This is a genomic window from Sphingobacterium sp. UBA7038 (genome assembly GCF_002494055.1).
GTDB classification, from domain to species: domain Bacteria; phylum Bacteroidota; class Bacteroidia; order Sphingobacteriales; family Sphingobacteriaceae; genus Sphingobacterium; species Sphingobacterium multivorum.
Window position 1 is genome coordinate 37,877 of the sequence record NZ_DLAV01000023.1, and the last position, 23,189, is coordinate 61,065.

The following is a 23,189-nucleotide window of genomic DNA, read 5'->3' on the forward strand; positions in this document are numbered from 1 at the left end:
TTTTAAAAATATTGTCTTTTTAAGCTTTAAATTCTTTTAGGAATTTTTGAAGTTTTGGAGCAATGACTACTGAACAAAATGGATTTTCAGGATGATCATTGAAATAATTATGATGATAATCTTCTGCCAACCAAAATGTAGACGCAGGTTCTACCGCTGTGACAATAGGGTCCTCGTAAACATCCTCATTTTCCAATTCATCGATAAAATTCTGTGCTAAGATCTCTTGTTCTTCATTATGATAAAAAACAACTGATCGATACTGCGTACCCACATCGTTACCTTGACGGTTTAATGTCGTCGGGTTATGGGTCTTAAAGAAGATTTTCAAGAGATCTTCATAATTCACCAGCTCGTCGTCATATTCTAGCTCGACAACCTCAACATGATCAGTTGTCCCCGTACAGACCTGCTCATAAGTCGGCTTATCTACATGTCCCCCCATATAACCAGGTAATACCGATGTTACCCCTTCAGTGTTTTGGAAAATAACTTCTGTACACCAAAAACATCCTCCTCCAAATGTTGCTTTCATACTTTTATAACCTTGCGTATTTTACTCTCACTTTTATAAACCTATAGCCGATGCATCAGCTGCGGCTATAGGTTTAAACAAATATAATGATTAATCGGCAATGATATACCTTGCTTTCATCGCTCCTCGAACCCGTAAGCCCCTATTTTTACTATTTATAGTAGTGCTTTCCTTTAATCAATAAATCTTGTTGTTTACTGTCACAAACCGCATAGGAAAAACCTTGTTGTAGCGCATAGGCACCATATTCCCCTTTTTTATTAATTGCTAAGAATCCAACTTGGATTTCCTTTGCAATTGCAGGCTTCTTCTTAACGATACGCATAACAGCTTCCTTACAGGCATCTTCGGGAGAATAACCCTGACGCATCAATTCGACTACCAAAAAACTACCTACATTTCGGATAACTTCTTCACCAACTCCGGTCGAAGTAGCACCCCCAACTTCATTATCGACATAAAGTCCGGCTCCAATAATAGGGCTATCTCCTACCCGACCATGCATCTTGAAAGCCATACCACTCGTGGTGCAGGCTCCAGAAATATTTCCATTGGCATCCAACGCCAACATACCGATCGTATCGTGGTTGTATTGATTTCCCGGCAAACGTTCTGCGGCAAAAGATTGGTTTTCAATATTGGCTACAGGTTTGTATTTTTTCTCTTTCAACCATTCCTTCCAGGCCTTTTCACCTTCCGGGGTCAGTAGATTTTCTTCCTTAAAACCATTTTCTAACGCAAATTGCAATGCGCCTTCGCCTACTAGCATGACATGGGGTGTTTTTTCCATAACCAGCCGTGCTACAGATATTGGATGTCCAATTTTTTCCATTCCGGCAACAGCACCGCAGTTACCATCCGCATCCATGATACAAGCATCAAGTGTGACGTGACCGTCGCGATCTGGATAACCACCTTTACCAACTGTCATATTTTTGAGATCAGCCTCGGGTACACGTACGCCTTGTTCAACGGCATCCAATGCCTTACCACCTTTCGACAATATTTCCCAAGCGGCTTTATTTGCTGCGATCCCAAAGTCCCAAGTTGAAATTACAATAGGGTATTTTTTAACACTGCCTTTTGCTGCAATCGTCAATCCTTTCGCATCAAATGCGGTTAATGTCCCCATTGTCGTCGCAGCAATCAAACCTTGCCGAATAAAATCACGTCTTGAACTCATTTCCTTATTACTATTTTATAAAACTATCGCTATTTATTAATCCGGCAAAAAACAATCATTAAAACTGCTTTCAGTCTACCGAATACAAGAAATTTTCATCATTGACTGTACAAGAGCATCACTTTCTTTTCTAGCATATTACACTATCTTGCATCAGATCTCCCCCAAACCTACTTCGTCAATATCCGCTGTAAAATGTTATGCTACATTTTTACAGCTTCGCCGTAAACGGAAGAAGAATGTTGCCGTCACAATCAATAAGCAATATTACAAAATGGTTTTAGCAAATAGATGATTTAATTAAAATTAAACCTAAAAATTCGTTTTTTAGCAACATAACATCAAAATCACTTAAAAATCGACAATAAAAATTGACTTATATTATGAATTAATCCTATCTTTAGAAACAAACTAATTCGCATGAAAAACACTCTTAAATTCGCTATTTTAGCTTATGCAAGCCTTATAGGGGTTGAAAGCAGTCAGGCGCAGCAGCTAGATTCCACGACTTATTTCACGATCAAAGAGTTGCAAGAAAACGTAAAACGTGAATTTGCTCCCGATAAAAGAACCAAGATCGTGGCCATCCAGAAAGCGGATATAGCACAGAACCAATATGTGCTCGAAACAACTGAAAAAAATGCTAAATTCGTTTTAGAGCAAAAGGCAAAAGATATATCAGCCAATATTCAAGTACAGCTCTTGCCCGATGCAAGTGTAGGCGAAAAAACGACTGGAGTAATCAGACTCTCCGTCGCAAATATGCGCACATTTCCAGATAATGCTGCCGAGCTGACTAGCCAGGTTTTATTAGGAACGCAAGTTGACCTTCTTCAAAAAAAGAGCGGTGACTACCGTGTCCGTACACCCGACGGCTATATCGCATGGGTTCCTAGTTCGTCTATTGAAGCCATGGACAAAACCATGCTGGCCAATTGGCGACAAGCGGAAAAAGTGATTTATACAGCTGAATTTGGAAAATCATATTCTGAACCCAATGAAAAAAGCCAGCGGGTATCTGATCTCGTTTATGGTGACATCCTTCAATTGAAAGGACAGAAAGGCAATTTTTATGAAATTGCCTATCCGGATGGACGTTTAGGTTATATTAAAAAATCAGAAAGTCTAACCTTAAAAAATTGGTTTGAAACACGCCAACCTACGGCGGAAAATATTATTGCCAGTGCAAAAACAATGTTGGGTCTACCCTATTTATGGGGTGGGACATCAGTAAAAGGCGTAGATTGCAGCGGTTTTACTAAAACAAGTTTCTTTATGAACGGCTTCGTAATTCCGCGAGATGCATCGCAACAAGTACTTGCAGGTGAAAAAATCGACATTTTAGATCAAGAAGGGCATTTCGACCCTGAGAAAGCACTTAAAAATCTGAAACCGGCAGACTTATTATTCTTTGCGGCAGGCAAAAATAGCAATCCTAATGCGCGTGTAACACACGTTGCACTCTATATCGGCAATGGAACCTTTATTCATGCTGCAGGCTTGGTACGGATCAACAGCATGCTAAAGGATGCAGCTAACTATGATGATTTTCAAACCCGAACTGTGGTTGCTGCACGCCGTTACCTCGGAGTTCACGATAGCGCAATACAGAAAGTCGTTGAAAACAATTACTACAACAATAAATAAACATAGCGATGAGCAATCAATCTGAATGGATTAGTAAAGATTTTGGGGCCTTTAAATTAAGGTTTCGGCCTTACACGCTAACTTTGCGCCATGTCTTTACAGTAGCTTCCTTTAGCCGAAGCACAACACCGGTTGTATTGACCGAATTAGAGTATGATGGCGTTATCGGTTATGGCGAAGCGAGTATGCCACCCTATCTTGGCGAGTCGCAAGATAGCGTGATTTCGTTTTTGAATCAAATTGATCTCACAGGTTTTAACTCACCTTTTCAAACCGAAGAGATTCTGCATTATATTGATCAGCTTGCTTCGAAAAACACGGCTGCAAAAGCGTCCATTGATATTGCCCTACATGATATCCTTGGTAAAATTATGAACCAGCCCTATTATAAAATCTGGGGGTTAAATCCTGACCTTATCCCACCGACGTCCTACACCATCGGAATCGATACAGAAGAAATGATCCGCCAAAAAGTTGCCGAGGCTGNNGCTGATCAGTTTAAAATTTTAAAGGTGAAGCTGGGGCTCGACACCGACAAAATGATTATTGATACCATCCGTCAGGTTACGGATCGACCATTATGCGCCGATGTGAACCAGGGTTGGAAAACACGTGAAGAAGCCTTGGAGATGGCGCATTGGCTTGCAGAAAGAAATGTTTCTTTCTTAGAACAGCCTATGCCTAAAGAGCAGATCGATGATAATGCTTGGTTGACAGAACATAGCCCAATTCCCACAATCGCCGACGAAGGATGCCAACGATTGGTCGATGTGCCGGGTTTAAAGGGGGTTTATTCGGGTATTAACATTAAACTGATGAAATGCACGGGCATGCGCGAAGCGAAGCGAATGGCAGAACTTGCTCGTTCTTTGGAAATGAAAGTTATGATCGGCTGTATGACAGAAACTTCTTGCGCCATCAGTGCAGCGGCACAACTTGCACCATTAACAGACTGGGCAGATCTAGACGGTGCTTTATTAATTGCAAATGATATATACGACGGCATGACCGTGGTAAATGGCAATTGCCTTCTCCCCGACCGTCCGGGAATTGGAATTGTAAGAAAATAACCCTATATTCAGTGCAATGTTTTTTTCTTAAAGAAAAGATTGCACTGAATTGCTATCGCAAGTTTGACCAACACTCGACAGCACCAAAATATTAACAACTAAATTAATCAATTCACACTTTTATGAAACAACATGTGCTCACAACGTTGTGTCTCATAGCCTGTAGTTCGATGCAGTCTTTATATGCACAACAGATCCAAATTGCTGGTAAAATAACAGACAGCAACGGAAAACCAATTAGCGGAGTTACGATTAATGTAAAAGGCGCTAATCAAGGGACATCCACAAACGAAAATGGCCTGTTTACCCTAAACGCAAACGCCAATGCAACATTGAGTATATCTGCCGTAGGTTATAGCTCACAAGAAGTACAGGTCAATGGCCGCAAAACTATCGGTATTTCACTTAACAGTGATGAAAAAGCTTTGGACGAAGTCATTGTCATTGCTTATGGAACGGCTAAAAAAAGCACCTATACCGGTTCGGCGGCACAAATAAAATCAGATGCTATTGATAAACAACCTGTCACCTCTTTTGAAAAAGCACTTACCGGTCGTGTCGCGGGTCTACAAATGTCAAATGGATCGGGGCAAGCGGGGGCTACTTCGGCGATTCGTATTCGAGGCATAGGCTCCATGAACGCATCGAATGAGCCATTATATGTTATTGACGGTGTTCCAGTTATTTCGGGAAGTGTCGGACAAATGGGAGATTACATTGTTAATACAAACAACGTCATGAGCACATTAAATCCGAGTGATATAGAATCAATCTCTGTGCTTAAGGACGCCGCTGCCTCTTCTCTTTATGGATCCCGAGCCGCAAATGGCGTCATCATCATCACCACCAAAAGGGGTAAAAATGGAGATCCAAAGATCAATGTCAAGTCTTCTATTGGCATTAGCCCTTCCTGGGCAACAAAAAATAATGAACCTGCTTCCGTACAGGATCAAATCAACATGCTTTATAGCGTTTTATATGATTCTAGAATAGCAGCTGGTCAAACCGCTGAACAGGCGAATAAAAATACTTTATTCCGCTTAAATTCCTTGGACTGGAATCCAAATTCGGCAAATTATGGTAAGCCAACTTCTTCTTATGGTTTTGGTATTCATGGTTATCAATTTAGTACGGATGGGACCACCCAATGGGAGAACGTACATATTTCAGGAAAAACTGATGGTGTCGTGAATAGAGATGGTCAATATTATGACTGGAACAATGCTTTATTCAGAACGGGAATATTCAACAGTAACGATATTTCGGTAAGTGGAGCAACTGAAAAAACCAATTATTATGCTTCCTTAGGCTATACGCAGGACAAAAGTAGGGTGATCGAGAATAATTTTGACAGAATTAATGGGCGGATTAATTTGACGCAAACAATTGGAAAATATCTTGAATTTGGATCAAATGTCAACTACGCCAACAACAAGCTTATTGGAATGAATGACACCCGAAATACAGGAACAAATTACCTGTATCAAACCAGTAATTTATTATGGCAGATGTATTGGCCAACGGATTATAAAACTGGTAAGGAATATACGGCTCGCTACGGTAGTCTTGCATACAATCCTTTATACTATAATAAAGAATGGGAAAACTCTTCGAAAACGAGCAAATTATCAGCTATAGAATCTCTATCATTGAAGTTATTGCCTGAACTTACCTTGAAGACTATTTTCTCCTATGACAGAACAGAGGTCAAAGATCATATTTACTATAGTGCGAAACATTATAACGGAATGGCAGATAATGGCCGTGTTACCGAGGTTTCTACGTCCATTGAGAAATTGGTATCATCCACAACCGCCAATTACAACAAAAGCTTCGGCTTACATCATATCGGGTTGTTAGCAGGCTTCGAGGCTGAAAAAAATACAACGGATTTTATCCGTGCCACGGGGAAAGATCTACCATCCTCTTCCCTTCATACGGTCGCCACTGCAGGTATATTGGATGCATCGGCTTATTCTTGGGGCAATAATATGATGTCTGTACTATCGCGGGCCGAGTACAATTATGATGAACGCTATTTTGCATCAGCATCCTTTAGAAGGGACGGTTCATCACGCTTAGCACCAGGTCCTCGTTGGGGTAATTTTTGGTCTTTAGCCGGCTCCTGGAATCTGGCAAAAGAATCTTTTATTAAAGGGATTGAGGAAATCAACAACCTCAGAATCAAAGGTTCATATGGCGTAAATGGAACATTACCTACCGACCTTTTTGCCTGGAGAAATCTGACAAGCTATTCCAACAAATACATGACGCAGCCAGGAGGTGGTCTAAATAATCTAGGCAATCCGGACGTCGCTTGGGAGAAAAATTACTCCACAAACGTCGCATTAGAATTTGGCCTGTTCCGCAACAAACTATTTGGTACTATTGAATATTTTAACAGAGACTCGAAGGACCTACTACAGAACGTTCCAATCTCCACAATAACTGGTTTCGGCTCCATACTGCGAAATGTTGGTGAAATGAACAATAAAGGGATCGAGATTGAATTAGGTTCAGATATCGTTAAAAACGAAAATTGGAAATGGACATTAAGCGCAAATGCCGCAATCATCGGATCCAAAATTACAAAATTATATGGTGGACGGGATATCGTTTGGTTCGATCCCACAGGGGGAGACGATAGAGCCCGATTTATTTACCGTGAAGGAGAGTCATCCTTATCATTCTTTGGCTTGGAATGGGCAGGTACCGATCAAACCAATGGTAAAAATGTCTGGTATACAAATGATGGCACTAATGGCGACTTTATATTTAATGGAAAGGCGGCAAGTTATGACTACAAAAAAGCGAAACAAACCATCATCGGAAATGCAAATCCTAAGTTATACGGAGGTATAAACTCTGATGTTGACTATAAAAACTTTTCACTAGGATTTAATTTCGCTTATAAAATAGGCGGTAAACTTTATGACGCTACATCCAAAGATGTTGCCGACGATGGCTATTATTGGGAGCGAATTCATGCGGCTTATTTTACGGAAAACAGCTGGTCACCATCAAATACCGGAGGATCTTACCCAATGGTAACGGGAAGAGATCTGGAAGATGTTAACCAAATCAGTAGCAGGCAGCTATTTGACGCATCCTATCTTAGATTAAAAAACATTTCTTTGAGCTATAGATTACCAAATGAGTTTTTAAAGCGGGCCGGCATTTCCAATGCAAGAGTATTTTTCAATGGAAGCAATTTGTTGACTGTTTCGAAATATAAGTATATGGATCCGGAAGTCAACCAGTTTGGTACGCGCGGTTGGGAAACACCATTGGCAAAAACATACACTTTTGGTGTCGAATTTAGTTTTTAATAAAAAAAACAGTATTATGAAAAAGCTTTTTATTGCCTCGTGCATAACAATATCATTAGCAATCAGCTCTTGTAGCAACTTTCTGGATGTCACACCGACTAATATGGGTGACTCTAATTCCTCTATCCAAACTGCTGCCGACGCAAAAGTTATCATCAATGGGTTAATGAGTAAAATGGCAAACGTCGCCTACTACGGACGAAATTTCCCACTCTATGCTGATGCTAAAGGAGGAGACTTTACGATAGCATCTCAGGGTCGCGGTTATGATTATCTTTATGTTTTTAATCATTCAGCCTCTTCTAATCCTTACTCAGGTATCTGGACACAAGGATTTCATGCACTTGTGCAGATTAATAATCTTTTGACGAATATCGATAAACTAGTCGCTGCCGGTTCAACCGAAAATTTTAATACCTACAAAGGACAAGCATTGACCGCAAGAGCCCTCATCAATTTTGATCTTGTGAGGCTATATGGAAAACCCTACAATATGGATAAATCTTCCCTTGGTATTCCTAATGTGACAAAAGTCCTCGAATATAGTACGCAGGAAAAACGCATTTCTGTCGAAGAAAACTACAAACAAATTGTACAGGATCTAAAGGATGCGGAAAACATTTTGCCAAAATCTAAATCGGATGGATATTTTAACTTTTTCGCCAATAAAGCGCTTCAAGCTCGCGTGTACCTTTACATGAACGATTATGAAAACGCGCTAAAATCCGCTCAAGAAGTAATAGACTCCAAAGTTTACACATTATATAGCAATGAAAATTGGGTAAAATCCTGGACAGGTATGTTTGGAACTGAATCTATTCTAGAATTGGGTGTTTATCCGAATGAAGCTGATGCAGGGACTAGTTCACTGGGTGCGATGTTCCGCAGAAAAGGACATGGCAGTACAGCCATATTGGGAAACTTTATAGCCGCAGATCCATTCTTGGCCAAACTTAAGAAAGACGAGACAGATGTCAGATGGGGTGTTATGGCGTATGATGAAGTCGGCACCACCCATTTAGGAGCGGTTTATAAATATAGCGGTAGCACCACGCTTGCCGGTGATAAAAATTCAACAGCAAATAGTACCGCTGTCAATATTAAGGTCATCCGTTTGTCCGAAGTATATCTTATCGCTGCTGAAGCTGCTCTACTAAAATCATCTCCTGACAAGGTCCTTGCAGCAAATTACCTGAATGCAATACGCCAACGTTCTCCAAAATTAGATGTCGCGACCTCAGGCACGATTACTTTAGATATGATTGCCGATGAGAGAAGCAAAGAGCTCCTTGGAGAAGGTCATCGCTTCTTTGATATGATGCGCTGGAACAAATCGATAACTTTTGATGATGATTTAGGAAATATAAGCACAACAAATAGACAAAAAACGATCGATAGAACCTTCTTTAAAACCATTCTTCCTATTTCACTGGATGAGATGAATGCAAACCCAGCTATAGCAAATCAACAGAATACCGGCTACTAGTAGTCTCAAAAAAGAAAAAAGGTCACAGCCTATGCTGTGACCTTTTTTCTTTTTTGAGCTATATTAAGCATTCCTGACTTATCTGATTTTTATACTGCTGTTGCCTTGGTTTTTTCAAATCGACCACCCAACCATTAACTACGGCGTAAATGATCTTACCTTCTTTCCGAAGGAAAAAATCCGCCTGAGCTCCGAGAGCTAATTGTTGTGAAAATTCTATAGCTTTTTTAGTTAATACACGAATTGGAAGGTTATGCAAAACTTCTCCCGGGATCACATTTTCAATCATAACAGCGGCATAGCCTTTTTCAAGTAATCCCATCACGATGGCATCATCTAAATCTGCCAACGAAGCAAATGGCTCCATATACATCTTGGCTGGGCCAAACTCCATTCCTGTAACATCAATATCTACATAACCATAAAAATCTTGCAGATCGCCAATATCTTCAACAATACCCTCTACGTAATAGTCTGATCCAATTGTCTTTTCATTCTGCCGGATGGCAACATCGACAAGCAATGTTTTTCCACTCCGCTCAATGGTCAAATTTCTCAGCAACACATCATGGAGCTTTTCATCATTGAAGGGAATTGCATCGTAATCGGTAATCGAATGCTGTTTAAAGGATTGGTCAGCAATTTCCTCAAATGCTTTAAACAAAGCCACGAAATTACATTTTCGGACCAGCATTTTTTCGATATCACCAACATAAGCTCCTGATTCAATTAAAATCGTCCTGGCGCCCCATTTTTGAAAATTATCACCGAAACCGCGCGGTGTATGCTCATCGTCATATTTTGCCACTGCATTTGGAACAAATTCCTGAAGGATCTTGTTTATTCCGACAATCACCCGCATCGCATCTCCCCGAGTTTTATTGATACTCCGCGCATAGTCATAAGCAGGCGCCAATAAGGAAATTGTCACTGGCGTATTTGTTCCGGGAATGTTGTAGTAATTGTTTTGGTTATGCAGGTTAAAAGCAAAATCAGGTTTTAGCAACATGGCTTGCGACTTCAATAAGGCTCCTTCCACTGTTGCTGCTGCCCTTGCATCTCTGTTCATATCCACATCCATGGCTGTCCTACGCTGAAACCTTTCGGTTCCATCAGGATTTAGCATCGGAATAAAATATAAAGTCATTTTTGATGCGATGTCATCTCTAAAGGCATCAAAACCATCATTTTTCCCGCCAAAGAAATTAAATAGATCAAACAGGGCCATTGTCGCCGTAGGTTCATCACCATGCATTTGTGACCATAAAAGTATCTTGATTGGCCCTTGTCCGTATTGTAGTCGAAAGATCAAACGATCTTCAGTGGACTTCCCAATTTCCGCTACAGTGAAACGTCCATAGCTCCTGATATTTTCTAATAACGGTAAAATATCAGCATGTTTAAATCTTCTATGCATCAAAGCCTTTTCTTCATATAAAGAAAAGGCTTTGATGAAATCAACTTTTACTAATTTCATATTAATCTTTTAATGCAGGCTCCATTAAAGCAATTGTACCTTGAGAAGCATCTACACGGACTTTTGCTCCTACGGGCAAAATAAACTGTTCGGCAATATGCCCAACGACAGCCCCTGTATACGCCGGAATTTTCAAAGGTTTGATATAATCATTGAACAGTTGGTCAAGTGTTACGGATCCATAGCCAGCAGATGGTTTGCAATTGGTGCACTTGCCAAAAATAAAGCCCTTAATTACGCCTAATATACCCGCATTTTTCAATTGACAGAACATCCGATCTACCCGTTCCATATCTTCGTCTACCTCTTCAATAAAAAGAATTTTATCTTTAAAGTCCGGCAGATAAGGTGAACCACATAATCCGGTCAATACGGTCATATTCCCACCCAACAATATTCCTTCTGCTATGCCAGGATGAATCGTTGCTATTCGGTCTTTGGTCTGTACAATGGTATCCCCCTTCAACTTGGGATTCTCAAATATCGCTGGCTGATTGGCAACAAACTGGGCTTTAAAAGCCTCTGCAAGTTTTTGGGTCCATGTACTGATACCTACTGCGCCATGAAATGTAACAAGTCCTGTTTTTGTATACAGGGCCAAAAGAAGCGCTGTTATATCTGAATAACCCAATAGAATTTTGGGATTATTGAAAATCAGTTTATAATCTAGCCGATCTAAAAGGCGCGAAGTACCCGATCCACCCCTGATACAGACAATCGCTTTGACAGTCTTATCTGCAAACATATCGTGTATGTCGGCAATACGCTCCTGATCTGTACCGGCCAAATTACCGTAGCGACTGCGAATATGTTTACCTTCTTTTACTCTAAAACCCAGTGTCTCGAATATTTCACGCGCAATGCTAATGGACTCTTCCTCATCCAATACACCTGCAGGTGTAATTAAACCTATGGTATCCCCCAATTTTAACCTCGTTGCAAGCAAAGCCGCTTGGCCGTACAATTCATTTTTGTCTCCGGTTGGCAATCCCATTCCCAGTACAGGAATAGACAACATGCTTAAAGCAACCGATTTTAGAAAGGCTCTTTTTTCCATTGTTAAATACTATCGGTTGAACAACAGACGTTCACCAGCACCTTTCTCAATAAGTCGCCCATTGGAGAAAGCAAGTTTACCTGATACGAAAGTATGTTCAATCGTTGAACTAAATGTGTGTCCCTCAAATGGTGACCAGCCACATTTTGACAGGATATTTGCTTTCGAAACCGTATAAGGTTTATTCAGATCGACCAACACAAGGTCGGCCCAATATCCCTCACGAATGTAACCTCTATCTTCGATTTGGAACAATGTAGCCGTATTGTGTGCAGATTTTTGCACCAATTGTTCCAGGGTCATTTTTCCCGCTTTGACCATATCCAACAAGGCTTGCAATGCATGCTGTACAAGAGGTCCTCCGCTTGGCGCTGAAGCATAGGGCTGCGATTTTTCCTCCATTGTATGCGGAGCATGATCTGTCGCTATCACATCGATATGCCCATCTAATAAAGCTTTTAGAATTTGGTCGCGATCATTGGCTGTTTTTACAGCTGGATTCCATTTGATAAAATTACCTTTTGAAGCATAATCCTGATCAGAAAACCAAAGGTGATGGATACAAGCTTCAGCCGTTATTTTTTTATCCTTTAATGGAATATCATGACTAAATAATGCAATTTCTTTGGCTGTTGATATATGAAGGATATGCAAGCGTGTATTATGCTTTTTTGCCAATTCGACAGCTTTCGACGAGGATAAATAGCAGGCTTCCTCAGAACGAATCAATGGATGCATCTCAATTTTCAATCCATCCTCACCATATTTTTCCTTAAATAGGGCCAGATTTGCCTTTATCGTCGCCTCGTCTTCACAATGCGTAGCCACCAAGGTCGGAGCATTCGCAAAGATCCCTTCCAACGCTTTTTCATTATCCACCAACATATTCCCTGTAGATGACCCCATAAAAACTTTGATACCACAGACATCTCTTGGATTAGTTTTAAGCACCTCCTCAAGATTATCATTAGCCGCCCCCATAAAGAATGAGTAATTGGCCAATGCATTTTTTGCTGCAATATCATATTTATCTTGAAGCAACTGCTGAGTCAACGTATTCGGGACAGTATTAGGCATTTCCATGAAGGAGGTTGTCCCACCAGCAACTGCGGCGCGGCTCTCATGCCATATATCCGCTTTATAAGTTAACCCGGGTTCTCTAAAATGAACCTGGTCATCGATAAGTCCCGGTAGCAAGTGTAGCCCCTCAGCATTTATCTCCTGATCAGCAGGATGATTAATTTCCTGAGCAATCATTTCGATTCGACCATTGCTGATATATACGTCAGCAACCTCAACTTTACCTTCATTGACTAGTTGTGCAGATTTTATAAGAATAGATGACATGTTGAAATTTTTACTTTGCTTTAGGTCAAAAGTAAAGATTTGTTGCGGTGATATCAAGTCATCTCGAGAAAGAGTTCCCTATAACGATGGCAATTCCTTCACTAAATCCGCTCCTTTCTCTTATGTTAAATTGGAAACATCTGCCCCAGATTTGTCCAGATTTGGCGCAAGGCGAATCGTATAGAATCTATACTGCGGAAAGTTAATCAATAAAAAAAGAGGCTTTGGCCTCTTTTTTTTATTCTTTATCAAATTTGTATCCCACTCCTTTTACAGTGGTTACATAATCGTCTCCTATCTTTTCACGCAGCTTGCGGATGTGAACGTCAATTGTACGGTTAGTCACAACAACAGAATCTTCCCAGATGCTCTTTAAGATCTGTTCACGCGTAAACACCTTATTCGGTTTTGAAGCCAACAAATATAATAGCTCAAACTCTTTCTTTGCAAGAACGATCTTTTGTTCCCCTTTGTAGACTAAGAAAGAATCTCGATCAATAACCAAATCGGCAATTTCAATTTTATCCTGAACGGCAGCATCTGACTCTTCGGAAGCATTTCTTCTTAAGATAGCATTGATGCGACTCATTAGCGCACGCGGTTTGATCGGCTTTGCAATATAGTCGTCTGCACCGACATGAAATCCTGCGATCTCCGAATACTCTTCGCTTCTAGCAGTCAAAAACACCATAAATGTACTTTTGAATTCAGGCATTGCGCGCATGATGCGACAAGCTTCAATTCCGTCCATCTTTGGCATCATCACATCCAAAATGATGAGGTCCGGATTTACTTGTTTAGCAACGTTGATTGCCTCTTCCCCATTTTGCGCTGTAGAGACCTGATAACCTTCACGATTTAAGTTGAATGCAATTAAATCCAAGATATCTTTTTCGTCATCAACAATTAAAATCTTTTGTTTCGAAGAACTCATTTGTCTTATTTTTTTTGCTAAATTATAAACAAAATGATAACAATCAGTTAATCTAATGTTACCAAATTATTAAGTAATATAATATTTAACAATAACAGATTGATTATTTAATTGTTTTCTTCAAAAATGCCTCCAGCTCCTCGCCGCGCAGGTTCTTTGCTATAATAATGCCGTTCGGATCGAGAATATAAGAGGTAGGCAAGGCTTTCACACGGTAATCAATCACAACTGGTGAGCTCCAAGCTTTCAAATCTGATACATGTGTCCAGGTTAACTTGTCATCTTCGATAGCACGCATCCATGAGCCAGGATTATCATCAAATGAAACGGAGAGTATATCAAAGCCTTTAGCGTGGTAAGTATTGTACAACCTAACGAGATTGGGGTTCTCCTGGCGACAAGGCATACACCATGAAGCCCAGAAATCAACCAAGGTATATTTTCCTTTAAAACTCGACAATTTTACCTCTTTGTTGGAAGGCGTAAATGAAGTCAGTTCGGGAGCAGGTTGTCCAATAGCCATTTTTTTTAGCTTTTGGGTCTCCTCCTTAAACTGTGTCACATATCTGTTCTCCGTAAATTCATTCTTTATTTTCTCTGCATAGGTAATGATTTCATTTTCGGCGACTTCGGGATCTAAGGTAGAGATCGCATAAAAACCAGCAAGATCATTGTGTTTATTAGCGAAATCGACGGCTTTTTTTGTATATGTACGCAATTCTTCCGCAAACTTTGATTTATATTCAGCACGAATCTTTTCGATCTCAGCTGCTGTTGAATTGGCTGTCAGCTTAGAAAACACCGTCTGTAAGGAGTCCTGTAAATAATCGCGATAATTTCGCTCTTTGGCAAAAGGCTGTATCGTCTTTGACAATTCAGACCCATCCACTTGATAATCATTTACATCTTTATGAAGATCTGTCTTAAATGTGATCGTCTCCCCCGGAGAAGCAATCAAATCGTACCGATTTTTACCTACACGCAAGGACAACAGTCTGGATTGGCTAGCAGGTCGTACGAACTGAAATTTGTTATTATCGCCAAAAAACATTGAATCTAGCTTGGTATCACCTTCATACAATGAAATAACTTTGATATTGCCAGGATTTTCGACATTTCCAGCGATGGTAAATTGCTCTTTATTTTGGCAACCCATCATCAAACCAACGATCCCTACTGCTAAAAAAACTGCCTTTTTCATCCGTTTATTTTTATTTGTTAAGTACCTATTCCCAATTACGCAAATGGCTTTGCTCTGTTTGATTCACGCTACATGTCACAGCTTTAAGAATCGTGAAAACTATCCGATTTATTCGGATCTCCCAAGGAAGGCGCCGAATAAATCCGATGGCTTGGTATTGTATAAAATTTATTTCAAGAAATCTATTGCTCGCTCAATTGCAACCTTTAATCCAGCAGGGTTCTTACCTCCAGCTGTTGCGAAGAACGGCTGACCACCGCCGCCACCTTGGATATCCTTAGCCAAATCACGCACAATATTACTTGCGTTCAACCCTTTTTCTTTGGCCAATTCGTCTGATATGACAACGGTCAAACTTGGCTTACCATCAAATTCAGCACCGATCACCAGGAACAAGTTATTAACAGCCCCCTTTACCGCATAAGCCAAGGTTTTCACCGCCTCTGCACTCGGTAGATCGACGATTGTGGACAAGAAATTAATCTCGCCGACCTGCTGGATCTTTGCTTCCAGATCTGACTTTAACGCTAAGGATTTTTCTGTAATACTTTTCTCTACCTCTTTTTTCAAAGCACCATTCTCATCGATGATTTTACCCAGTGCAGAAACAAAATCTTTCGGATTATTCATGAGCTCTTTCAGGTGGTGAACCAATTCGAAATGCTCGCGGATAACAGCTGCAGAGCGAGTTCCAGTGATCGCTTCTATACGACGTACACCAGCTGCTACAGCAGATTCAGAAACAATTTTGAAAAAACCTATTTGCCCCGTTGCTTTAACATGTGTACCACCGCACAATTCTTTAGAATATTGATCTTCGAAGGTGATTACACGAACAAAATCGCCATACTTCTCACCAAATAGTGCTGTTACGCCCGAATCCAATGCTTGTTGATAAGGTACATTTCGTTCCTCCTTCAATGGAATATTTTCACGAATTTTGGCATTGACAATATCTTCCACCTGTTTGACCTCTTCTTCAGTCATTTTTGCAAAATGAGAGATATCAAAGCGCAAAATATCTGCGTTGACCAATGATCCCTTTTGATTCACGTGACTTCCCAACACCTGCTTCAGGGCAGCATGCAGCAAATGTGTTGCGGAGTGATTGTTTTCAGTATCGATTCTTTTGGTTTTATCGACCTGCGCAACAAATGTTCCTTTCAATTCCAGCGGCAATTTGTTTGTAAAATGTACAAATAGACCGTTTTCCTTTTTCGTATCTGTGATATAAATCTTTTCTCCAGTTTCTTCGGAAACCAATTCTCCAGAGTCGCCTACTTGGCCACCACCTTCGGCATAAAAAGGACTAACAGAAAGCACCAATTGGAATTGCTCTTTATTTTTCGCAACAACTTTACGGTATTTAATAACTTCAGTAACGGCAGTTAACGTATCATAGCCTACAAATTCAAATCCATCATCATCATTTACCACAACCCAATCACCCGTATCTATAGCAGTGGCAGCACGAGAACGATCTTTCTGAATTTGAAGTGCCTGGTTGAAACCTTCCATATCAACTGTTAAACCTTTTTCGCGCGCTAGCAATTCCGTCAAATCGATCGGGAATCCATAAGTATCGTATAATTCAAAAGCAAAATCCCCATTAATTACGGTGTGGTCCTCCACATAATTTTCAAAACGTTGGACGCCCGTAGACAACGTTCTTAAGAATGAAACCTCTTCTTCCAAGATTACTTTCTGTACAAAATCCTGCTGCTGGATCAATTCGTCAAATACTCCGGCGAACTGAGCTGCCAATACAGGTACAAGTTCATTGATAAAAGGAGTCTTAAAGCCTAAAAATGTATACGCATAACGTACTGCACGACGTAAAATACGACGGATCACGTAGCCAGCTTTATTGTTGGATGGCAGTTGACCATCGGAAATTGCAAAACTAACCGCACGAATATGATCAGACACTACCCGCATGGCAATATCAGACTTTTCATCTATACCGTATTTTATACCTGACTTCTCAGCAATAAAATCAATGGTAGGCGTAAATACATCTGTATCATAATTGGAGGTCTTCCCCTGTATACATCGCACCAAACGCTCAAAGCCCATTCCCGTATCCACATGTTTAGCTGGTAACGACTGAAGTGAACCATCTTTCAACCGATTAAATTGCATGAAGACAAGGTTCCAGATCTCAATTACTTGAGGGTGGTCTGCGTTGACCAAACTCTGCCCTGAAGTCTGTACGCGCTCTTCCGGACTACGCATATCGAAATGGATTTCGGAACAAGGTCCACAAGGCCCTGTCTCGCCCATTTCCCAGAAATTATCTTTTTTGTTACCAAGGAGAATTCTATCTTCACCAATCCATTCTTTCCAGAAATCGAAAGCTTCCATATCACGTTCTAAGCCTTCTTTTGCATCCCCCTCAAAAATAGTTACATATAAACGATCTTTGTCTAATTTATATACTTCTGTCAACAGCTCCCAAGCCCAAGCAATAGCTTCTTTCTTAAAGTAATCACCAAAGCTCCAATTTCCCAACATCTCAAACAACGTATGGTGGTAGGTATCGATCCCTACTTCTTCCAAATCATTGTGCTTTCCGGAAACACGCAAACAACGTTGCGTATCGGCAACACGCGGGAATTTGATGGGTGCTTCACCAAGAAACAAATCTTTGAATTGATTCATCCCCGCATTGGTAAACATTAATGTCGGGTCATTTTTTACCACTACTGGTGCTGAAGGTACTATCTGATGCCCTTTACTTTTAAAAAAGTCCAGAAAGGCTTGACGAATTTCTCTACTTGTCATTTAATTATCTAAAAATATGTGCAAACTTACTCAAAATTGGTAGGTTATGCAATGTAGAATTCCATATATTGACCTTGAAACGACTGTTTTCTCTAAACGACCAAAACTTCAATATTGACTTTTCAAACAAAAAAATCAGGAGATAACATACAGACAATTAGGGTACACTTATTTTAGATATGACAGAAATCACAAACTGATATTAAATACAACATTTTAAAACTGTTATTCGTTATTCATATTTGTCTAAAGCGCGTCAAATTCAATACGTAAAACAACAAAAACTATTTGACTTAAGGTCATTCACAATTACATTTGTTTTATTACATTTGATAGTAAAATAGGGAATCCAGTACACTTTCACGCACATTCCCTAAATGCAAAATAAATAAGATTAGATTTTGTAGATTAAATTCCTTCTAATGAAAAAAAACATTCTACTACCGGTAGATTTTTCGGCTCATTCTAATAATGCTGTAAATTACGCAGTGGACCTTGCCCTCGAAAAGGGGTATTCTATCCATCTTTACCACAATTATACTTCGGCTTCTGCTGTATTTGAGGAAGAAAATAGCCGTAACGAGGCAACTTCCCAAACATTCAAAGCTGATATCCTTATTAAAAATCTGGCAGAATCAATAAAATTAAAGCATCCTACGCTTGAAATAACCACCCAATGTGAGCGCGGTATGATTACTGAAACACTACCGGAGCTCGCCACTCCTAGTCGATTCGATTTTGTCATCATGGGGACTAAAGGCATCACCAATGACGACAGCCAACTTATTGGCAGCACGACCTATGTCATTAGCAAAAAAGCCAAAATACCTGTCTTGGCCATCCCAACTGAAGCGTCCTTTACACCTATTGACAAAGTTGGCTTACTGTCTAATTTTAAAGAAGAAGAGGTACAGACCGTGCAGGATTTTGTCAACATTATCGGCAAAGACTTTGAACTAAAACTTATGCATGTTCACTACGATCATTCATCAGAAAACAGAATCGAAGACAAGCTTGAAGTATGGAAATATAAGATCAAAAAATATATTGGTGTGACCAATATTGCTATAGAAGTGGATTCAATACAAGGCGACATTGAGGACTTAGATACGGTTCCGGAAGTGATTAATGAGATGATCCATGAGGAAAAGATCAAAATATTACTGGTGACACGATCGAGGAAATCGTTCTTTGAACGTGTTTTTACGCGTTCCGTTGCAAAAGCATTATTTAGTCATCCCTTAGTTCCAATATTTTTTACTAAAGCATAACCTTATAGCCATGTCTAAACTATTAATACCAGTAGATTATTCCGAAAACGCACGAGTTGCCGCATTTTATGCAGCTCAAATCGCGACGACAACAAATGATGAGATTACACTCTTTCATTCGTTCACTTCGCATATCAACAAATTTGCAAATGCGAAGCATTTAGTAGACCCCACCGAGGGAGAAGCTCGCCATCAGATGGAAAAACTTGTAGCCGAACTTCTACAGGAATATCCTTCGCTTAAAATTTCTACCTTATTTGCCAACGGTATTTTGGCTGAAACACTGGATAAACAAGAGATAAAAGAGGTCTATCAAACGGTGATTATGGGTACAAAAGGAGTGACCGGACTTGAATCTGTATTGATTGGAAGCAATACATATGATGTCATTAAAGAGTCGAAGATCCCTGTTCTAGCCATCCCGAAAAACGTGACAAAATTCAAAAATGACAACATCGCTCTATTGACAAATTTCAAACCCGGTGAACTTGAAGTGCTTAAACAAGCGATACCATTGTATGGAAAAAATTTCCATTTACAGCTTATCCACATCAACAAAAACAACCTAGATATCAATATATTAGGAGAAAAACTTAAAAATTGGATTGAACAGATCATTGCTGAAACTGGTATCGAGGATATTTCCTATATCATCAAGTCGCCAAGTTATTTTGCAGGTTCACGAGAGAATATTGCTAACGGTATCCATACCATTATCCGGGATGAAGATATCGATGTTATTTTGATCACAAAAAGCAGAAAAACTTTTTTCCAAAACATTTTTACAGAAAATATTGTTAAGCATCTGGCTTTTGAAATTGAGGTGCCAAACTTTTTTGGGCGTGTAGAGTAACCAAATAATTTTTGGCAAATTTATTGCAAGAGTGTTCAGTGAGTTAATTTAACAACAGTATTATAGTAGATAATTTTACAAACACGCATTATGAAAATTAGCCTTAAAAAATCAGGATTACTTGTTGCGGCAGGAATTTTATCCACCGCATCCTTTGCGCAAAGCACAAAAGAAGCATCAATCGAAGGCACAACTCCATTAGGTTCGGCAACACAATATAGAACCTGGTCTATCGGTGTAGGAGCCGGTGTAACAAGCTTGCAGAATATCGCCAAGTTTAACAATGGTGGTTATGACAAACTAGACTGGAATTTAGGATATAGTGCTTATATCAAGAAACAAATCTCGCCATCATTCGGATTAAAAGCAACTTATTTTGGCGGAAAGACAGCTGGTTATGATAACAGCGACAAGCAAACTGGATTCGAAACCAAAACTCCTTGGTCAGTTGCCTTATCTGGTGAGTTTTTAGCAGCCAACACGAATTGGAGATTTTTCAACAGTTTTATTAAACCTTATGCATCGATTGGTGTTGGGGTAATGAATGCTGAAACTGCTGCAATCGCTGGTGGTAACAAAGGTGAATATGGAGATTCTTATTCTAAGATCTATGTTCCCGCAGATTTTGGTTTGAAATTCGCTGTTGCCAAAGGTATTAACTTTGAATTGGGATACCAATTGAATTGGGCAAACCAAAGATTTGACAACAGAACAGTTGATCAACAATATAAAAATGACTTATTTACTTACGCACATGCCGGCTTAGAATTCGCATTGGGCAGCAGCAGCAAACCTGCATTGAATAATTCAAATCCTGTCGCAACCCTTGTGAATGACTATACAGTAAAATACGATGATCTAAAAGCTCAAAATGATGCATTGAATGCTAAAAACCAAGCTTTGCAAGGTCAATTGGACGGTCTAAACAATGATCTAAAAGATGACGACGGTGACGGTGTTGCCAACAAATATGATAAATGTCCGGGCACACCTTCAGGTGTTCAGGTTGACGGATCAGGTTGTCCAATTGTTGTGAAAAACGAAACCAAAGTTGTTGAAAAAGTAGTCGTTACCGAAGCCGATCGAAAAGTTGTTGCTGAAGCGATCAAAAACTTAGAATTCGATTTAGGTAAAGCAACGATTCGCTCCACTTCGTATGCAACATTGAATAAAGTTGCTGCATTATTGATCGAGAAGAATTTTAGTTTAAAACTCGCAGGTCACACCGACAATACAGGTTCACGTGAATTAAATATGCGTTTATCTAAAGAGCGTGCAGAGTCTGTAAAAGCATATTTAGTATCTCAGGGTGCTAACGCGTCGCGCATCGAAGCAACTGGATATGGTCCAGACCAACCGATTGCATCCAATAAAAACGCAGCGGGTCGTCAACAGAATCGCCGTGTTGAATTTACACTTTATTAATAACTAACAAATTACACTAATAAAAAGGTGTTTTTAACAGAAACACCTTTTTATTTACCAAATATCATATTTCAACTACAAACCTATAGTGAATTTAATTTTTAACTTATTACTTTTGCATCAGTTTATACAAACACAAATTATATGAAACTAAAATTACAATTAGTACTTGCTCTAGCATCAGCGGGCTTATTTACCAATAATGCAATTGCCCAAAATGCGAAGGGATCATCCATTGAAGGAACAACACCATTTGGTCCGGTTACGCAATACAGAACATGGTCTATTGGTATCGGTGCAGGGGTGACTAACCAAACCAATATTGCTGGTTTTAACCGTGCAGATTATGAGGATTTGGCATGGAACCTGGGTTACAGTGCTTATATCAAGAAACAAATATCTCCTTCTTTTGGCATTAAAGCAAGCTACTTTGGCGGTAAAACAGGTGGCGCATTTAAAGATGGAACGCAATCTTTTGAAGCTAAAACACCTTGGTCCGCTGCATTATCTGGAGAGTTCCAAGCAGCAAATACCAATTGGAGATTCTTTAACAGTTTCATCAAACCTTATGCATCAATAGGTGTTGGTGTGATGAACAGCAAAACTACGTTGACGACAGGAACAACTTCCCAAGAATCGGATGGCATTTCCAAAATTTACGTACCATTGGACATGGGACTTAAATTTGCTGTTGCCAAAGGGATCAACTTCGAGTTGGGTTATCAGTTAAATTGGGTTAACCAAAACTTTGACGGTATTCAAGGTGGTCAATATAAGAATGACTTGTTTACTTACATCCATGGTGGTTTAGAATTTGCATTGGGTAATGGTAGCAAACCGGCTTTGAACAATTCAAATCCAGTAGCGACCTTAGTTAACGACTACACATTGAAATATGATGATCTTAAAGCACAAAATGATGCTTTAAATGCTAAAAACCAAGCACTACAAAATCAATTGGATGGCCTAAACAGTGACCTGAAAGATGATGATGGTGATGGTGTAGCTAACAAATATGACAAATGCCCAGGCACACCTTCAGGTGTTCAGGTAGACGGTGCAGGATGTCCAATTGTTGTTAAAAACGAAACAAGAGTGGTTGAGAAGGTTGTTGTAACAGAGGCTGACCGAAAAGTTGTTGCTGACGCAATCAAAAACCTGGAATTCGATTTAGGAAAAGCAACCATACGTCCTACGTCATACGCGACATTAAATAAAGTAGCCGAACTGTTAATCGAGAAAAATTTTAGCTTAAAACTAGCTGGTCACACCGATAATACAGGTTCCCGTGAATTGAACATGCGTTTATCAAAAGAACGCGCTGAATCGGTAAAAGCTTATTTAGTATCTCAAGGTGCTAATGCATCACGTATTGAAGCGACAGGTTATGGCCCTGACCAACCGATCGCATCAAACAAAACCGCTGATGGTCGTCAACAAAACCGTCGCGTAGAGTTCACGCTTTATTAATCGATATTCTTTGATTTATACAAGCCAAAGGCATCACGTGAAGTGATGCCTTTTTTATTACTCCTTTTCTTATCGAAATCTTATTCTTTGATAAGGTAAACGTAAAAAGATCCCCCTATT

At 39.8% G+C, this 23,189-nt stretch carries 16 protein-coding genes; 8 read left to right on the top strand and 8 right to left on the bottom strand.

Going from position 1 to position 23,189, the window contains the following annotated elements; all coding sequences use genetic code 11:
* Nucleotides 1-19: 19 nt before the first annotated feature.
* Together msrA and B3H30_RS15820 are read right to left on the bottom strand one after the other, a co-directional pair.
* Nucleotides 20-535, bottom strand: coding sequence for a peptide-methionine (S)-S-oxide reductase MsrA (msrA, locus tag B3H30_RS15815; protein ID WP_286709853.1), 516 nt, complete (start codon nt 533-535; stop codon nt 20-22).
* Nucleotides 536-686: 151 nt separating this feature from the next.
* The gene (locus tag B3H30_RS15820) at nt 687-1,718 is read right to left on the bottom strand and encodes a N(4)-(beta-N-acetylglucosaminyl)-L-asparaginase (protein WP_070567228.1); all 1,032 of its coding nucleotides are present in this window, start codon (nt 1,716-1,718) and stop codon (nt 687-689) included.
* 420 nt (nt 1,719-2,138) lie between these two features.
* On the opposite strand from B3H30_RS15820, the gene B3H30_RS15825 reads away from it, so the two are divergent.
* From B3H30_RS15825 to B3H30_RS15840, 4 genes are all read left to right on the top strand, one after another.
* The gene (locus tag B3H30_RS15825; protein ID WP_286709854.1) at nt 2,139-3,365 is read left to right on the top strand and encodes an NlpC/P60 family protein; all 1,227 of its coding nucleotides are present in this window, start codon (nt 2,139-2,141) and stop codon (nt 3,363-3,365) included.
* Nucleotides 3,366-3,373: 8 nt separating this feature from the next.
* A complete protein-coding gene (locus B3H30_RS15830) occupies nt 3,374-4,435 on the top strand; it encodes a dipeptide epimerase (protein WP_286834583.1) in 1,062 nt (353 codons plus the stop codon).
* Between the two features lie 122 nt (nt 4,436-4,557).
* Nucleotides 4,558-7,764: a SusC/RagA family TonB-linked outer membrane protein gene (locus tag B3H30_RS15835; protein WP_286727385.1), complete on the top strand. Its 3,207-nt coding sequence runs from the start codon at nt 4,558-4,560 to the stop codon at nt 7,762-7,764.
* A gap of 16 nt (nt 7,765-7,780) precedes the next feature.
* The gene (locus B3H30_RS15840; protein ID WP_201639512.1) at nt 7,781-9,250 is read left to right on the top strand and encodes a RagB/SusD family nutrient uptake outer membrane protein; all 1,470 of its coding nucleotides are present in this window, start codon (nt 7,781-7,783) and stop codon (nt 9,248-9,250) included.
* A gap of 58 nt (nt 9,251-9,308) precedes the next feature.
* On the opposite strand, the gene B3H30_RS15845 is transcribed toward B3H30_RS15840, so the two are convergent.
* The 6 genes from B3H30_RS15845 to alaS form a co-directional block, all read right to left on the bottom strand.
* Nucleotides 9,309-10,727, bottom strand: a complete 1,419-nt coding sequence (locus tag B3H30_RS15845) for a M14 family zinc carboxypeptidase (RefSeq protein WP_070567235.1) — start codon at nt 10,725-10,727, stop codon at nt 9,309-9,311.
* A 1-nt stretch (nt 10,728) separates the two neighbouring features.
* The gene (locus B3H30_RS15850) at nt 10,729-11,784 is read right to left on the bottom strand and encodes a S66 peptidase family protein (RefSeq protein WP_070567237.1); all 1,056 of its coding nucleotides are present in this window, start codon (nt 11,782-11,784) and stop codon (nt 10,729-10,731) included.
* A gap of 9 nt (nt 11,785-11,793) precedes the next feature.
* Nucleotides 11,794-13,131 carry a dihydroorotase gene (locus tag B3H30_RS15855; protein ID WP_070567239.1) on the bottom strand — a complete coding sequence of 446 codons (1,338 nt, stop codon included), beginning with the start codon at nt 13,129-13,131 and terminating at the stop codon, nt 11,794-11,796.
* A gap of 238 nt (nt 13,132-13,369) precedes the next feature.
* A complete protein-coding gene (locus B3H30_RS15860) occupies nt 13,370-14,065 on the bottom strand; it encodes a response regulator transcription factor (protein WP_046672195.1) in 696 nt (231 codons plus the stop codon).
* Between the two features lie 103 nt (nt 14,066-14,168).
* Entirely contained in the window at nt 14,169-15,266 is a 1,098-nt protein-coding gene (locus B3H30_RS15865) for a TlpA family protein disulfide reductase (protein WP_070567241.1), read from the bottom strand.
* Nucleotides 15,267-15,434: 168 nt separating this feature from the next.
* Nucleotides 15,435-18,050 (bottom strand): alanine--tRNA ligase, encoded by a 2,616-nt coding sequence (alaS, locus tag B3H30_RS15870; protein ID WP_286834584.1) that lies wholly within the window; start codon nt 18,048-18,050, stop codon nt 15,435-15,437.
* Nucleotides 18,051-18,472: 422 nt separating this feature from the next.
* Here alaS and B3H30_RS15875 point away from each other — a divergent pair, with 422 nt between their 5' ends.
* The 4 genes from B3H30_RS15875 (at nt 18,473) to B3H30_RS15890 (ending at nt 23,069) form a co-directional block, all read left to right on the top strand.
* Entirely contained in the window at nt 18,473-19,321 is an 849-nt protein-coding gene (locus B3H30_RS15875) for a universal stress protein (RefSeq protein ID WP_088160702.1), read from the top strand.
* A gap of 10 nt (nt 19,322-19,331) precedes the next feature.
* Nucleotides 19,332-20,174 carry a universal stress protein gene (locus B3H30_RS15880; RefSeq protein WP_088160701.1) on the top strand — a complete coding sequence of 281 codons (843 nt, stop codon included), beginning with the start codon at nt 19,332-19,334 and terminating at the stop codon, nt 20,172-20,174.
* A 90-nt stretch (nt 20,175-20,264) separates the two neighbouring features.
* On the top strand, nt 20,265-21,599 hold the full coding sequence (locus B3H30_RS15885; protein ID WP_075991683.1) for an OmpA family protein: 1,335 nt from the start codon (nt 20,265-20,267) through the stop codon (nt 21,597-21,599).
* 144 nt (nt 21,600-21,743) lie between these two features.
* Nucleotides 21,744-23,069, top strand: a complete 1,326-nt coding sequence (locus B3H30_RS15890) for an OmpA family protein (protein ID WP_088160700.1) — start codon at nt 21,744-21,746, stop codon at nt 23,067-23,069.
* The last annotated feature ends 120 nt before the right edge of the window (nt 23,070-23,189 follow it).